This window comes from Gordonia terrae (assembly GCF_001698225.1).
Lineage (GTDB): Bacteria > Actinomycetota > Actinomycetes > Mycobacteriales > Mycobacteriaceae > Gordonia > Gordonia terrae.
In genome coordinates, this window is the sequence record NZ_CP016594.1 from 2,052,485 (window position 1) to 2,068,351 (window position 15,867).

Annotated in this window: 11 protein-coding genes and 1 pseudogene; 4 read left to right on the forward strand and 8 right to left on the reverse strand. The window is 68.1% G+C overall.

Annotated elements, in window-relative coordinates:
- The first annotated feature begins 10 nt into the window (after nucleotides 1-10).
- Nucleotides 11-502, forward strand: a complete 492-nt coding sequence (locus BCM27_RS09315) for a histidine phosphatase family protein (protein ID WP_004021657.1) — start codon at nucleotides 11-13, stop codon at nucleotides 500-502.
- A gap of 115 nt (nucleotides 503-617) precedes the next feature.
- A complete protein-coding gene (locus BCM27_RS09320; RefSeq protein ID WP_004021656.1) occupies nucleotides 618-1,844 on the forward strand; it encodes an acyl-CoA dehydrogenase family protein in 1,227 nt (408 codons plus the stop codon).
- Nucleotides 1,845-1,892: 48 nt separating this feature from the next.
- Here BCM27_RS09320 and BCM27_RS25940 read toward each other — a convergent pair whose 3' ends face one another.
- A complete protein-coding gene (locus tag BCM27_RS25940; RefSeq protein WP_174316850.1) occupies nucleotides 1,893-2,234 on the reverse strand; it encodes a three-helix bundle dimerization domain-containing protein in 342 nt (113 codons plus the stop codon).
- Nucleotides 2,235-2,370: 136 nt separating this feature from the next.
- Here BCM27_RS25940 and ppk2 point away from each other — a divergent pair, with 136 nt between their 5' ends.
- Nucleotides 2,371-3,204, forward strand: a complete 834-nt coding sequence (gene ppk2 / locus BCM27_RS09330) for a polyphosphate kinase 2 (RefSeq protein WP_033203579.1) — start codon at nucleotides 2,371-2,373, stop codon at nucleotides 3,202-3,204.
- Nucleotides 3,205-3,269: 65 nt separating this feature from the next.
- Nucleotides 3,270-6,050 (forward strand): cation-translocating P-type ATPase, encoded by a 2,781-nt coding sequence (locus BCM27_RS09335; RefSeq protein ID WP_004021653.1) that lies wholly within the window; start codon nucleotides 3,270-3,272, stop codon nucleotides 6,048-6,050.
- 12 nt (nucleotides 6,051-6,062) lie between these two features.
- Here BCM27_RS09335 and BCM27_RS09340 read toward each other — a convergent pair whose 3' ends face one another.
- The 7 genes and pseudogenes from BCM27_RS09340 to BCM27_RS09370 form a co-directional block, all read right to left on the reverse strand.
- On the reverse strand, nucleotides 6,063-7,400 hold the full coding sequence (locus tag BCM27_RS09340) for a diacylglycerol/lipid kinase family protein (protein ID WP_004021652.1): 1,338 nt from the start codon (nucleotides 7,398-7,400) through the stop codon (nucleotides 6,063-6,065).
- A complete protein-coding gene (locus BCM27_RS09345) occupies nucleotides 7,397-8,848 on the reverse strand; it encodes a hypothetical protein (RefSeq protein ID WP_004021651.1) in 1,452 nt (483 codons plus the stop codon). Before BCM27_RS09345 ends, BCM27_RS09340 begins: the two co-directional genes overlap by 4 nt.
- A gap of 28 nt (nucleotides 8,849-8,876) precedes the next feature.
- Nucleotides 8,877-9,305 carry a DUF7144 family membrane protein gene (locus BCM27_RS09350; RefSeq protein ID WP_004021650.1) on the reverse strand — a complete coding sequence of 143 codons (429 nt, stop codon included), beginning with the start codon at nucleotides 9,303-9,305 and terminating at the stop codon, nucleotides 8,877-8,879.
- Between the two features lie 159 nt (nucleotides 9,306-9,464).
- Nucleotides 9,465-12,230, reverse strand: coding sequence for a molybdopterin-dependent oxidoreductase (locus BCM27_RS09355; protein WP_004021649.1), 2,766 nt, complete (start codon nucleotides 12,228-12,230; stop codon nucleotides 9,465-9,467).
- Entirely contained in the window at nucleotides 12,227-13,072 is an 846-nt protein-coding gene (locus BCM27_RS09360; protein ID WP_004021648.1) for an FAD binding domain-containing protein, read from the reverse strand. The genes BCM27_RS09355 and BCM27_RS09360 overlap by 4 nt, the downstream gene beginning before the upstream one ends.
- 136 nt (nucleotides 13,073-13,208) lie before the next feature.
- Nucleotides 13,209-14,750: pseudogene (locus tag BCM27_RS09365) on the reverse strand (MFS transporter); the annotation flags it as partial.
- 123 nt (nucleotides 14,751-14,873) lie between these two features.
- Nucleotides 14,874-15,650 (reverse strand): SGNH/GDSL hydrolase family protein, encoded by a 777-nt coding sequence (locus tag BCM27_RS09370; protein ID WP_004021646.1) that lies wholly within the window; start codon nucleotides 15,648-15,650, stop codon nucleotides 14,874-14,876.
- Nucleotides 15,651-15,867: the final 217 nt, after the last annotated feature.

Consider the following 15,867-nt stretch of genomic DNA (forward strand, 5'->3'; position numbering starts at 1 on the left):
CGTTTCGCGCATGCAGATCATCACCGCCGGTCGCACCGGCCCCAATCGGTCGGTGCGATTCGGCGGTGATCAGGTTCTGGACGAGCGGGGCCGCCGGGACGTGCTCCGCCTGGCCGCGACTTCCACGCGCACGGTCGGCAGTTGTGGTCCGGAGATCGCGACCCGGGAGACCGCCGAACTCCTGGGTGCCTCCGACGCCCTCGTCGACGACGCCCTGCGGACGCTGGACGTCGGAGCGTGGGCAGGCCGCACTCCGGAGGAGATCGATCCCGTCGAGCTCGGCGCGTGGTTCGCCGATCCCGGTGCCCGGCCACACGGGGGCGAGAGCCTTGCGGATTTCGTCGGCCGCGTCCATCTCTGGCGCGACGGCCGCTCCGGGCTCGCCGACCGTTGGGTGGTGGTGGCGATGCCGGTGGCCCAGGCCCTGCTGTGCCCGGGCGTGGAGCGGTTCTTCGCCCACGAGGTCCGCCCGGCGACCATCTACACCTGCGCAAACACCTGATAGGAACAGATTCGCGACGGCGTACCTAGACATCGGCAGTGACTCCTGACACAGTTGGGGACGACAAAACTGAAACATGTTCGCCCCGGGCGGACACCGGTCTGGGAGTGTGACGATGTTCGAGTGGTCCGATGAAGATCTGATGGTTCGGGACGCCTTGCGGGCGTTCATCGACAAGGAGATCCGGCCCCATCTCGACGAACTCGAGTCCGGCGTCCTGCCGCCGTACGACATCACCCGCAAGCTGTTGTCGAGCTTCGGTGTCGATGCCATGGCCAAGGATGCGCTCGAGAAGGAGCTCGAGGCAGAAGCCAAGGGCGAGAAGAAGAAGTCCTCCGGCGATGGCGGCGGCATGGGCGGATCGATGTTCATGATGGTCAACATCGAGCTCGCGGGTGTGTGTCTGGGCCTCGTCGCGTCGCTGGGAGTGAGCATGGGGCTGACCGCCTCGACCATCCGCGGCAAGGGCACGCTCGCGCAGAAGAAGCGCTGGCTGCCCGAGTTGGTGACCATGGAGAAGGTCGGCGCCTGGGCGATCACCGAACCCGACTCCGGGTCGGATGCGCTCGGCGGCATGAAGACCACGGTTCGTCGTGACGGTGACGACTACATCCTCAACGGGCAGAAGACCTTCATCACGAACGGCCCCTACGCCGACACCATCGTCGTGTTCGCCAAGCTCGACGACGGCAGCGGAACGCCGATGCGCGACCGCAAGGTGCTGTCGTTCGTGCTGGACAAGGGTATGCCGGGGCTCACCCAGGGTAAGCCGTTCAAGAAGATGGGCATGATGAGTTCGCCGACGGGCGAGCTGTTCTTCGACAACGTGCGCGTCGGCAAGGACCGACTGCTCGGCGAGACCGAGGACACCGGTTCGGACGCGCGCGGATCCGAAGGCGCCAAGGCCGGTTTCACCGCGGAGCGGGTCGGGATCGCCGCCCTCTCGCTGGGCATCATCAACGAGGCGCAACGGCTTTCGATCGACTACGCGAAGAACCGCAAGCTGTGGGGCCAGGAGATCGCACAGTTCCAGCTCATCCAGCTCAAGCTGGCCGAGATGGAGGTCGCGCGCATCAACGTCCAGAACATGCTCTTCAGTGCCCTCGAGCGGGGCAGGGCGGGCAAGCCGCTGAGCTTGTCCGAGGCGTCGGCGATGAAGCTGTACTCGTCCAAGGCGGCCACCGACGTCGCGATGGAGGCGGTGCAGTTGTTCGGCGGCAACGGTTACATGGCCGAGTACCGCGTGGAACAGCTTGCGCGCGATGCCAAGTCGCTCATGATCTACGCGGGGAGCAACGAGATCCAGGTGACCCATGTCGCCAAGGGGCTGCTGCGGGGCTGACGAACAGGCCCGGTCGTGTCGGACCATGCCGACACGATCGGGCCGGGTTCAGGCGACCTCGTCGGCGCGCACCTCGGGCGCCCGCGGCGTGGTACCGGGCGTCGGCGACACAAGCGTCAGGTGGTCCGGCTGTGCCAGGAAGTCCTCGATGTCGCGTCGAGCCGCCTTTTCGATCAGCAACGGCACGAAAATCCTGACCTTGCAGTCGGCGAACCGTCCGTGAATGGCGCGCACACGAGCGTTGATGTCATCGACAGTCATAACCGGAAACCGTGCGATCAGGCGACGAATCACCTGTTCGACTTCGAGCATCTCCTCAACCCGAGCCATTGGCACATTCTGCGGGAAAACCTTTGCGGCTGCCGGCTCATCGGGGAAACGATTGGTCACGATCGAGCATGCGACGGTGTGCCCCGTACCGGCCACGACAATTGCGCGTCGTCTTCGTCGGTTACCGCGCGGATGTCTCGGACGTGGCACAGAATGACCAGTTAGTCATTCGGTCCAGCCACGGGAGCGTACGGCCATGCCTGATTTCTCATCGTCCTCGGGTCAACTCCGAGGCCCGGATCACGACGGCCCGTCGGGCCCGATGTCGGGCAAGAAGTACCGCAAGCATCTCGAACCGCTGCACGCCGAGTTGGTCGCCATGCAGGAATGGGTCCGTGCGACCGGGGCGAAGGTCTGCATCGTCTTCGAGGGCCGGGACACGGCGGGCAAAGGTGGTGTCATCAAGGCGATCACGGCCAGGGTGAGCCCGCGGGTCTTCCGCGTGGTCGCGCTGCCCGCTCCCACCGAACGGGAGAAGTCGCAGATGTACCTCCAGCGGTACATTCCGCATCTGCCCGCGGCGGGCGAGGTCGTCATCTTCGACCGCAGTTGGTACAACCGGGCCGGTATCGAACGAGTGCTCGGGTTCTGCACGGAGAAGCAGGCCCACCAGTTCCTGGAACAGGTGCCCACGGTAGAACGGTCGATGGTCGAGTCGGGGATCATTCTGCTCAAGTACTGGCCCGAGATCAGCGAGGAACAGCAGACCCTTCGCCTGCAGAGCCGGATCGACGATCCGCGGAAGATCTGGAAGCTGTCCGACATGGACCTCGCGTCCTACAGCCGCTGGTACGACTATTCGCGGGCCCGCGACGAGATGTTCCGGTTCACCGACACGGGCTGGGCGCCCTGGTATGTCGTCTCCACCGACGAGAAGAAACGGGGTCGGCTGAATGTGATCGAGCATCTTCTCGGTCAGGTTCCCTACACGCCGCTCGAACGTCCCCGGATCGAACTGCCGAAGCGGCAGAAGGCCAAGGGCTATCGGCCACCCGAGCAGGCCCTGCACTGGATCCCGACCCCGTATTGACGACCCGATACCGAACCGCAGTCGAGTAGTCACCACACCGCCCGAGCCCGAGGCAGGAGAGTTGTATGGCCATCGCACGCCCGCCGTCGTCACCGGAACGTCGGGAGGACGACGCCCCCGCACCGGCCTGGCACGTCCAGGATGTCGAATCCGTCGTGTCGGCGCTCGAGTCCGACAGCACCGGTGGACTGTCGTCGGCCGAGATCGACGACAGACGGACGCGGTATGGCGACAACGTGATCGCCGCAGAACCGGCCCCGTCGGTGGCCGCACTGGTGCTGCTGCAGCTGAAGGACCCGATGAACCTGATGCTGATCGCCGTGGTGATCGTCAGCCTGGTGATCGCGGAGGTCTCGACCGCGCTGGTGGTCGCCGCCCTGGTGGTGCTCAACCTGGTGCTGGGCACTCGGCAGGAGCTGAAGGCCCGGGCCAGCGTGGACGCTTTGGCGCGGATTCAGGTTCCGCAGGCCCGCGTGGTCCGGGGTGGAGTCCTGGTCGAAGTGCCAGCGGCGCAACTCGTTCCCGGGGACATCGTGCAGCTCGAAGCCGGCGACTTGGTGCCGGCCGACGGACGTCTGGTGCGGGCCGCCACGCTGGAGACCCAGGAGGCCGCGCTGACCGGCGAGAGCGCGCCGATCCCGAAGGACCCCGCCGCACTCACCGATGTCGAGCTGGCCCTGGGTGACCGCAGCAACATGCTCTTCCAGAACACCTCGGTCACCCGCGGCACGGCGACGATGGTCGTCACCGAGACCGGGATGCGGACGCAGATGGGGCAGATCGCGTCGATGCTGTCGGCGATCGCCCCGCAGCGGTCACCTCTGCAGCGCGAGCTGGATTCGCTCACCAAGATCCTGGGCGTGATCGCCTGGACCGCCGTGGCGATCATCGTGGTGATCGGGCTGGTGCGCGGACAAGACCTGGCGACGGTGATGCTGCTCGGTATCTCGATGGGCATCTCGGCGATTCCCTCCGGTCTGCCCACTTTCGTGCAGGCGATGCTCGCCTTCGGGGCACGGCAGCTCGCGGATGCGAAGGCGGTCGTCAAGAACCTCACCGACGTGGAGACGCTCGGCGCTACGAGTCTGATCAACTCGGACAAGACCGGGACGCTCACCATGAACCAGATGATGGTGCGCTCGTTGTACTTCCACGGTCAGTGGTTCGCCGTCGACGGTGAGGGCTACGGCAAGACCGGGAGCATCACCCAGGCGGCGGGCGAGCCGGTTCCCGACTTCACCATGCTCGCGTACGGACTGTGCCTCGACAGCGACGCCACCGTGTCGGACGCCGGCGCCGTCATCGGCGATCCGACCGAGGCGGCGCTGATCGTGCTGGCAGCCAAGATGGGGGTCGACGCGCCGCTCACCCGCCAGACCTATCCCCGTCTCGCCGAGGTTCCGTTCGACTCGGCCTACAAGTTCATGGCGACGTTCCACCGGCTGCCGGTGGACGGCACCGTCCGTTTCGTCGAGATGGTCAAAGGCGGTCCGGATGTCGTGTTGAACCGCTGCCGCTGGGCGTTCCGCCCCGGACGGGAGATGGTGGAGCTGGCGGAGGTCCGGGCCGAGATCGAGGCGGCCAACGAGCAGATGTCGGCCGAGGGCCTACGTGTGCTGGCCTTCGCCGCGCGCGTGCTCGACGGCCGGGAGGCCGAGGTGACCGCCGACCCGATGGCGTTCGTGGACGATCTCGTCTTCGTCGGGATGGTCGGGATCATCGACCCGTTGCGTGCCGAGGCCGTCGACGCCGTCCGGACGGCGCACGCCGCGGGGATCGATGTGCGGATGATCACGGGGGACCACACGGGAACCGCGTCGGCGATCGGTGCGCAGCTGGGACTCGGTCCCGGGGCCATCAGCGGTACCGAACTCGCCGCGATGTCCGATGAGGAACTGGCCGAGGCGCTTCCGCGGTTGCATGTGTTCGGGCGTGTCACGCCGTCGGACAAACTCCGGCTCGCCGACGTGATGCAGCGCCAGGGCGCGGTCGTCGCGATGACCGGCGACGCGGTCAACGACGCGGCCGCGCTGAAGAAGGCCGACATCGGTGTGGCGATGGGCTCGGGCAGCGAGGTCACCAAGCAGGCCGGCAAGCTGATCCTCACCGACGACAACTTCGGGACGTTGATCACCGCGATTCGCTTGGGGCGCAGCGTCTACGACAAGATCGTCGCCTACATCCGCTACCAGATGTCCAAGCTGTTCTCACTGGTGCTCCTGTTCCTGGTCGCGAGCATCTTCGACATCAACGAGGGCGTCGCGCTGGCGCCGCTGATGGTGGTCTTCCAGCACTTCTTCATCACCCTGTTCCCGGTGATCGTGATCATGCAGGACCCGCCGGCACCGGATCTGATGGCCAAACCACCACGGGACCCGAAACAGCCGATCACGAATCGCGCGTCGTTCGTGCAGTGGTTCGCCTACGGGGTCCTGCAGTTCGCGGTGACCTTCGTCGCGATGATGGTGGCGCCCGGTCCGATGAGCCCGACCGAACCGAACGTCCCGATGACCATGGGCTTCGTGGTGCTGTCCCTGGGTTCGGTGTTCGCCGGGCTGGTGATGCGGCGCGATCCGGAGTCGGGCCTCACACCTCCAATCGTCAACGCCGTGAAGATCCTGTCGATCCCGATCATCGTCACCGTGCTCGCGGTGGAGCTCGGATTCTTGCAAGACCTGCTGCAGACGACCTCGCTGACCGGCGGCCAGTGGCTCGCCTGCATCGGATGGTCGCTGATCATCCCCGTCGTGGTGGAGGCGGAGAAGTGGGTGCGACGTCGCCGGAGTCCGGCGGTGTCCGCGATCTCGGCCGTGGAAGCGGTGGCACCCCGGCGAGCTCTTCGCTGACCGAACGGGCGGCTACGAGGCCCGGTGTGGGTTCCACGCCAGATACCACAACTGCAGCCAGTCCAGTTGTGGTGGCGCGACCCGGGTCTCGGGCCGGTGCCGGGGGACTCGTACGCGGAGCGCTCCGGGCGTGATGGTGCACCGCACCGGCGTCGTGAGCTGGAGCGATTCGCCGTCGACCCCGACCGGGATGACCTCGGCGTCGGCGTCGACGGTCACGTCGGTGGCGGTCCGCTGGACGAGCCCCTGATCGTGTGTACGCCGCAAGAGTCCGACGGCCTGCCGGGTGTCGGACACCGAGACGGTGACGACGCCCAGGCGCCCCTCGTCGATGCGGGTGCGACGACCGAGCCCGGCCACGTCGTTGGTGGCATACGGGCCGTTGCTGACCAGGATCGCCTGGGGGTCGGCGACCGACTCGTTCCCGATGACAGCGCGCAGACCAGACGTCGAGCCTCTGCCCAGCAGGTCGGGGAGCATGCGTAACACCGTGCGCGTCTTGTCATCCCGGTATTGCGGGCTCTGGACGACTTCGGCGTAGATCCCGAACGACGCGTTGTTGACGAAGGGGCGGCCGTTGATGTGACCGAGGTCGACGCGGAACTCCACGCCGTCCCGTAAAGCGTCGAGACACCGGGCGGGATTCTGACGGTCGAGTCCGAGATCGAGCGCGAAATGGTTTCGGGTGCCGGCGCTGACGACCAGGAAGGGGACGCCGGATTCAGCGGCCACGCCCGCGACGAGCGCCTGGGTGCCGTCACCGCCCGCGACCCCGAGCAGGTCGGCTCCGCGGGCCACGGCGTCTCGCGCCAGCTGCACCACGTCGATCTCCACCGGCCCGTCGAGCAACGCGACTTCGGCGCCCAGGGACTCGGCCTGACGCTGCAGGTCGAACCGGACGACCTTCCCGCCACCGGAACGTGGATTCATGATGATGAACGGACGGTGGACATCCGGGGCCGCGTGCTCGGGCATCAGCGAGTCGATGCGGGACGGTCGGAGCGCGCGCCGGCCGCACCCCACCGCTGCGGCTGCCAGCAGCGCCGCGGCGATCACGACCCAGAGCTGTCGCTCGCGAAGGAGGAACACCACGAGAACCGCCACCGGCAGGACGGCGAGAGCGGCCGAGACGATGCGGAGGACACGACGGCTGATGAAGAACCAGTACACCGCGGCGACGATGACGACGGCACAGACACCACAGATCGCCAGGAGGCCCAGCAGGCGGAGGAGGCCGGCGGCGGCCACCGGCAGCAGGATCGCGGCGACGGCCAGCGCCATGGCCGCGCGCGCCCACCATCTGCGTGTCGTGGGCGGCGCGACCTCGGCGGCGACCGACGCCTGACTCATACCGTCTCGACGGCCGGCGTCGCCGCGCCGGGCGTCTCCTGATCCGGTGGGTCCGACTCCTCGCTCCGGTCCTTTGCGGCCCAGGTCTTCGCCGGCCTGATGACGAGTTCGAGGATCAGCAGGGCGAGGAGCCCGAAGACGGCGATGAGCAGCACCACCAGCCCGGTCGGATAACTCCAGAACACGAGGAGCAGCGCTGCGATACCGATGATCGCGCTGCGCAACGCGATCCGTGCACGGAACAGGCTTTCCTCGAACGCGTTCGGCGGTCGTGACCGCCGCATCCGTTGCACCGAGTCGAGGCCTTGGCCGAACCCGCGTCGCACCGCCGCGGCCGACGCCGACCCGCCCAGCAGGTAGGCACCGACGGCGACCACGAGGCCGAGGACCGCCACGGCACGCAGGGCCAGACGCAACGGGTCGAGCACGGTGTCGATGGCGGCGGATGCGGCGTCGGGGGAGAGGATGTCGGGAGGCATCGCATCGAGGTAGAGCGCTCGCCCGATCAGCAGGCCGATGGCCAGGACGAGCATCGCGAGGACCAGCGAGAGCCCCGCGAGTGACAGAGCCCGCATGCGCCGGCCGCGGGGTGCGACCGCGACCGCGGCGAACGCGAGCGCGATCGTCAGCCACGGCAGGACGTCGGCGGCGGTGTCGAGCGCCGAGACGGCGCGTTGGGCCCGAACGAGTTCGGGCGAGCGAAAGAGGACGAACTGCTTGTCGACAGCGGGTATCTTCTCGGCGAAGGTGAATCCGCGGTCGAGCAGGCGTGCCTTGACGTTGTCGATCACGGTGCCCAGCGAGATGCTCACCGTGCCGGAGTCGTCCACGGTCACCGACGACGGCCCGACATCGCCCGTCACCACCGCGACCAGGGCCGTGTGTGCGGCCCGATTCGCCTGCAACCACAGCGTTTCGAACTGATCGCTGGCGACGAATGACGACACGGTCTGCTGGACGAATCCGCGTGCCTGGCCGGCCAGCACTGGTGCGAGGCCCTCGACCGCACGATCGACGCGCGGTGCGTTCTCGGTGGCCGGAACCGCGTCGGTCAGGGTGGTCAGCGCGGCCGCGGTGAGCGCCTCGACGTCGATGCGACCGAAGATCTCGTCGGTGATCGTGTTCGAGATCTCCGCTTGGACAGCGGGGTCCGAGGCGAGCGGGGCGACGGTGCTGACGTAGCGATCGGTGTCGAGGATCTCGCCGCGGATGAACCGCGAGGTCACCGAGGTGATGGCGAGCACCGCGACGAGCACGCACAGGAGCGCGACCGCGAACCAGCGCCACCGGTGCCGCTGTATCGACGTCGCGGCACCGGACGGAGGCCCGCTCCCGGTCTCCTGGCGTAATTGTGCGACTTCGGCTCTGAGTCGTTCGAGTTCGGCGCGTTCGGCATCGGTGATGCCGACGCTGCGCTCGACGTCGTGCCCGTTGGTGTCCGTGGCCATCTCGACCGCGCCTGGTCGCCCGGGCCCCCTACCGGTACTCGGCCTTCGGGTGCCAGGTGGACACGGCCCAGATGACCACGATGTCGAGGGCGATGATCAGGATCGACCACCACGGGTAGTAGGGCAACCACAGGAAGTTGGCGATGATCGAGAGGCCCGCGATCACGATCGCGGTGAACCGCGCCCAGGTCGCGCCGGTCATCAATGCGATGCCCACGATGACCATCACGACGCCCAACGCGATGTGTATCCAGCCCCAGGTGGTGAAGTCGAGCTTGTAGATGTATTCGACGCCGCGGACGAAGACCTCGTCCTCGGCGACTGCGGCGATGCCCTGGGCCAGTTGGATGACACCGAGGACGGTCAGGATGATCGCGGCGCCGACGGATGTCCCCGCGGCGATGCCCTGCTTGACGGATGGACCGTGGTTCTCGTTGGTGGGTGCGGTGTGAGTCATGGCGACGCCCTTCTCTGGACAACTGTGACAAGCAGGAGTTTCCGCCCGAAGTTCCGCCGCCGCAAGCGATAGGCGAGAGTGGGCGCAGATTTGTGACCACCGCGCCGCGACCCGAAGTGGCTGTCGCGCAGAGTGTTACGCGGTGCTAACGAGTCGGGTTCATTCCGACCGGGTGAGCCGCCAGATCCGGTCTCGCGACATCGGTGTCTCGCGGGGTCTGATCCCGAGCGCCCGTCGGATCGCGTTGGCGAGTGCCGGCGCGACCGGGTTGTACGGTGACTCGCTCATCGACTTGGCGCCGAACGGACCCAGTTCGTCGCTGGTGTCGGCGAAATAGACCTCCGTGACGGGGACGTCGGCCATCTGCGGCACGCGGTAGACCCGGAAGACGTTCGTCAGTGGCCGCCCGTGGTCGTCGATCATGATCTCTTCGTACAGGGCGGTCCCGATTCCCTGTGCGACACCGCCTTCGACCTGTCCCCGGCACTGCTCGGGGTTCATCACGGTGCCGGCGTCGGCCGCATGGACCGATTGCAGGATGCGCACGGTGCCGGTCTCGGTGTCGACCGCGACGCGGAACGCCTGCACGTTGAACGCGATGGATCTCATCTCACCGCGTTCGGCGCCCGCGGCGACGGCGCGCGGGCCGCCCGGGTGGTCGACCCGGTTCGACGGATCGACGGCACCGATGAGGTCGGCGAACCCGACGACCCGACCGTCGACGAGCGCACCGTCGGCGACGAGTCCGATCGCTGTGGGTTCGGAGCCGGTGAGGCGCGCGGCAGCGTCGACGAGGGCGTCGCGCAGCGCGAGACAGGCCGAGTACACGGCCTTTCCGGCGACCGTCGTGCCGGCCGAGGCGAAGGCCCCGGTGTCGTGGGTGACGGCATCGGTGTCGCCGTGCCACAGCGAGACGCGATCCAGCCCGGTCGACAGGGCGGTGGCGACGATCTGGGCGTGCACGGTGGTGGTGCCGTTGCCGAACTCGGCGGTCCCGACCCCCACGTGGTAGGTGCCCGCGGCGTCGACCGCGACGGTGACGTCGGCGAAGTGCCCGCGCGGGGCCATGGTGGCGATCGCGGCGATGGCCATGCCCTCACCCACGCGCCATCGTTCGCCCGGCGGTGCCTCGACCCCGTTGCCGCTGCGCATCGCCCGCTCGGCGAGGTCGAGACACTGGTCCAGTCCGTAGCTGCCGTAGACCAGGTCGACCTCGGGCTCGGCGCGTGCGATGAGGAGTGGGTCGCCGTCGGCGACGGCGTTGCGACGCCGGAACTCGAACGGGTCGATGCCGAGTTCGATCGCGAGTTCGTCCATCGCGCTCTCCACGGCGAAGACCACCTGGCCGAGGCCGTAACCGCGGAACGCGCCCGACGGCGGGTTGTTGGTGTAGACGACCTCGGCGTCGAGCCGCTTGACCGGGCAGTTGTACACCGACACCGATTCGGCGCAGGCGTGGAACATCACGCCGATCGCGTGGTTGCCGTAGGCGCCGGTGTCCGACAACAGGTTCACCCGCAGGCCCGTCAGCCTGCCGTCCTCGTCGGCGCCGACGTCGACGGTGACCCGCATCGGATGCCGGTAGGTGGTTCGGGTCAGCTCGTCGGTGCGCGTCATCTCGTAGGCGCAGGGTTTGCCCGTGCGGAGTACGGCGAGGGCGACGAGGTCCTCGGTCAGCATCTCCTGTTTGCCGCCGAACCCGCCGCCCACGCGGGCGCTGAAGACCCGGATGCGCTCGGGTGGCAGGTCGACGAGGAGCGCGAGCTCGTTGCGGACGAGGAACGGGACCTGCGTACTGGTCCGGATGACGAGGCGTCCGTGCTCGTCGAGCCACCCGATCGAGCCGTGTGTCTCGAGCTGGGCGTGCGAAACCCGTCCGCTGGACCAGGTTCCGTGCACGGTTGCCGACGACGCGGCGAGGGCGTCGTCGATGTCGCCGCCGAAACCCTCGTGGAAGGTTGCGACGACGTTACGGTCGGCCTCGGCGACCCGGTCGGCGGGCGTGCGATCGGGGTGGAGCAGCGGCGCCCCGGGAGTTCGGGCCTCCTCCGGGTCGAACACCGCCGGGAGCACCTCGTAGGTGACGTCGATGAGCGCCAGCGCCTGGTCGGCGACGGCCGGGGACGACGCCACCACCGCCGCGACCCGTTGGCCGACGAACCGCACGACCGGGTCGAAGACGAGTGTGTCATCCGGGTCCTCGAGGCGATTCTCGTGCCGACCCGTGGAAAACCTGGCGGTCGAGACGTTCTCGTGGGTGAGGATCAGTTCGACGCCCGGGAGCGCGGCCGCGTCGGTGGTGTCGATGGCGGTGATCCGTGCGTGTGCGTGCGGCGACCCGAGCACGTGGATGTGCAACGTCCCGGGCGTCGGGACGTCGAAGGTGTACGGCTCGGTGCCGGTCACCACCCGTCGAGCCGCGATCGGGTTGACCGAACTGCCGACGAGGGGGCGTGGTCCGGTGGCCGGAGGCGCCGCGGTCGGGGCGTCGACGGGCGCGACGGCCGCGGTGATCGCATCCCGGATGGAGCGATAACCGGTGCAGCGGCACAGGTTTCCCTTCATCCGGCGCGGCAGGTCGGGAAGATGGTCGGCGGTGACGGTGGAGGCCGTCACGATCATCCCGGCGGTGCAGAACCCGCACTGGAACCCGAAGTTGTCGACGAACGACTGCTGGACGGGGTGCAGGTCGTCCGGGGTACCGAGGCCGGAGACCGTCGTGACCGACTTCCCGGCGGCGCGATGAGCGGGAAAGATGCAGGAGTGCACGGGTTCTCCGTCGACGAGCACCGAGCACGCCCCGCAGTCCCCGGCGTCGCAACCCTTCTTGACCTCGTAATGGGCGTGCTCGCGCAACAACATTCGCAGGCATTGTCCCGCGGCGGGTTCGGCGTCGAGTTGCTCGCCGTTGACCTCGAACCTCATCCGTCGGCTCCGAATCCCTCGTCGGTCACCGGCGTCCGCCGGGCCAGTTCCGCTCGGATCTCCTCGCCCAGGACGGCCGAGACCCCGCGGCGCCAGTCGGCAGAGCCCAGCGGATCGGTGTAATAGCCGCTGGCCGCAACGATGTCGTCGTGGAGCGCGTCGCGGGTCGGCACCACGGGGTAGCGCAGGACCGTCGGCCATTCGGTGGCTGCGGTGATCCCGAAGGTGGCGGCGCCGTCGTCGTCGACCCGGCCGGTCACCACGGCCCCCGAGCGGCCGAGTTCGGCGAGAGCGATCTTGCGCACCGCGGTCCGCGCACGCAACGCATGACCAGGGAAATCGATGGCGCGCAGTACTTCTCCCGGTCCGAGCAGATTGATCCCGTTCCCGATGACCAGCTCGGCGACGGGCAGGTCGCGGTCGGTGCCGTCGGGTGTCCACACGTGCGCGGTCGCATCGAGTCCGACCGCGAGGGAGACCATCGACGCCGCGGCGAATGACCGGCAGATGTTGCCGCCGACCGTGGCCATGTTCCAGATCTTGAACGACGCCAGCAGCGCGTTCGCGCACTGCGCGAACATGGGTTGGGCCTCGAAGCCGGGGCGCGGCGGGATCGCGGCGAGCTCGGCGATCGTGCAGGTGGCCGCGATCCGGAGGCCGCCTCCGGGCAGGTTTTCGACAGGTGCCCAATCCATCTCGCTCAGGTCGACCAGTCCGGTGGTCGCCGGCTGTGGCTCGGAGAACACCCACGTGCCACCGGCGACGATCTGTTCACCGGGACCGGGGAACGCCTCGTCGCGGACGCGCGCGAACCGGTAGTGGGAGACGGCGGTGAGGTCCATCAGCGTGCCTTGTCGAGGAGGCGGGGTGCAGCGGTGGGTGGCTCCCACCGTACGAGGCCGATGCGCCCGCCGGAGCGGATCGCAGAGATCGACGTCGAAAGAAGCACGGCGTCACGCTACGTGCATCCGGTGCGGTCCGCATCTCGTGGCCGGCGGGCCGGTTCCGAGTCCTCGTCGTCGCGTCAGACCGGGGTTCGGTGCTGCGTCCGTGCGCAGGAATCGCGAAGGCGACCACCGCGGCGATCACGCTCATCACGAGGGCGATGCCGGAGGCCCACAGATACCCCTCCGCGGTCGGGACCCCGATCGAGGTCCCGTCGGCGACGGGAACCGAGATCATCGACCAGGTGAGCAGCATGCCGACCGCCGCGGCGGCGGTCGAGGTCCCGACGATCCGCATGAGTGCGTTGACACCATTGGACTCACCGGTCTGCTCCACACTGACCGATTGCATGATCAGGGCCGGCATCGCGGAGTAGGCGATGCCGAGGCCCGCGCCGATGCAGCAGGCGATCACGAGCATGTGAATCCACGTCAGATCCCATGGGCCGGCGATCCCGACGATGAAGATCACATAGCCGATGCCGATGATGACCGCGCCCAGGGCGAGCGAGATCCGCGCGCCGAAGACGGCGTTGATGCGGCCGCTGATGTGCGAGAACACGAACATGACCAGTCCGCTGGGCGCGAGGATCAGACTCGCGTGGACCATGTCGTACCCGAAGCCGTCAGGGCTGTTCGTCGGGGCCATCAGCAGCTGGATCGGGATGAGTTGCATGGCGTAGAAGGCGAACCCGGTGGCGATCGAGGCCAGATTCGTCAGCAGCAGGGGGCGCTTGGCCAGGATGCGGAGATCGATCAGCGGACTGGCACGACGGAGCTCGACGAAAACCCACACGCTCGTGGACACCACGAAGCCGGCGAACAGGCCGAGCGTGAGTGGGTGGGACCAGCCCCACTCGGCGCCCTTCGACAGCGGCAGCAGCAAACAGACGAGCAGCACGGTCAGGCCGAGCGCGCCGAGGGCGTCGAACCGGCCACCCGAGGGCTTGGCGGTCGAGCGCACCGTGAGGGCCACACCGACACCGGCCAGGGTGGCGGCGCCCGCACACGACCAGAACAGGGCGTGCCAGCTCACGTGTTGGGCGATGAGGGCGGCGACCGGCAGGCCGAGTGCACCGCCAATACCGAGCGAGGCGCTCATGGTTCCCACCGACGAGCCGAGGTGGCGGGGCGGGACGATGTCGCGCATCACGCTGATCCCGAGCGCGACGATGCCGAAGCCGAGACCCTGCAGCCCGCGGCCGATGATGAACAGCGGGAGGGATGTCGCGACGGCGCACGCGACGGATCCGACGGCGACGAACCCGAGACTGACCAGGATGGCGAGGCGTTTGCCGTACATGTCGCCGATCCGCCCGCCGATCGGTGTCGCGACCGCCCCGAGCAGCAGGGTGATGGTGATCGCCCACGTGGTGTCGGAGGCGTCGGCGTGCAACAGCGCGGGGAGTTGGGGGATCAGCGGGACGATGATGGTCTGCATCAGCGCCACGACGATCCCGGCGAGGCAGAGCACCGCCACCGCCAGTCGGGGGTGGGGTTTCTCGGCGGCGTGATCGGGGGGCGGGAGATCCGGGGTACTGTCCGTCGTTCCGTCGGCGTCGGTACGGCTGGTCACGCCGTCATCCCGCTGGTTCCGATCATCGATTGTTCACACCTCCGAACGATCAGGATATCGCGCGGGTCACCGACGCAAACGTTCGCGTCCGCCGGAGCGGGCCGGACCGGCCAGGCGAGCGGACTACCCGAGCTCGGCGGCGCCGACGGGGTGCGGCCATCGCGGGGTGAGTCCGTCACCCGACGAGACGCCGCGGATACGGCGCATCACCCATGGCCCGAGGAACGTCCGCGCCCATTCCGCATTCTGGCGTCGTTGCTCCCGCCGGGTCGCGACCGCGGCGGCGGCGAGGGTCGCCGGCGTGAGATCGTGGTCGACCCCGAGCAGGTCGAGGACCCGGCCGGACATGTGTGCGTGTCCGAGCGGCGACATGTGCAGGCGGTCGGAGTCCCACATGCGGTAGTCGTCATACCCCGGCATCCGCCAGAAATCGCAGATCAGTGCGCCATGATGCTCGGCCACGGCGCGGACGAGTTCGTTGTAGATCGCGACGCGCCCGCGAAGCATCCGGAAGACCGGAGCCCATCCGGTGTCGTAGGCGGTGAAGACGACGACGGTGGCGCCGGTCGCGGCGAGGTCGCCGAGTGCTCGGTCGTAGCGCGCGATCATCGCGTCGACGTCGAGGGACGGACGCATGAGGTCGTTTCCGCCGGCGTAGATGGTGACGAGGTCGGGGTCGAGTTCGATGGCCGGGCCCACCTGTTCGGCGATCACCTGGTCGAGCAGCCGGCCGCGGATGGCGAGGTTGGCATACGTGAACTCCCCGCCGTCTGCTGATGCGGCGAGCCGTTCGGCGACGCGGTCGGCCCATCCCCGCACACCGTTGGGTCGGGTCGGATCCGGATCGCCGACGCCTTCGGTGAACGAATCGCCCAATGCGACGTAACGGGTGAAGCCCACGAGCGCGCCTTCCTGTCGAGTGGTCGGAACGACGCTAATCCCGACCGCCGGTCGCGGCCAAAGCATGCTCGGGACGGAACGATCGATCGGCATTCCGACGGAGCGCTCGATCGGCATTCCCGAATTACCGCGGCACCGGATCTCTCATTGCCGATCGGCACTGGAGAGTATTTCTCAACACTGTCGCAATGAGTGCCACGTACATTGCGCGGCAATT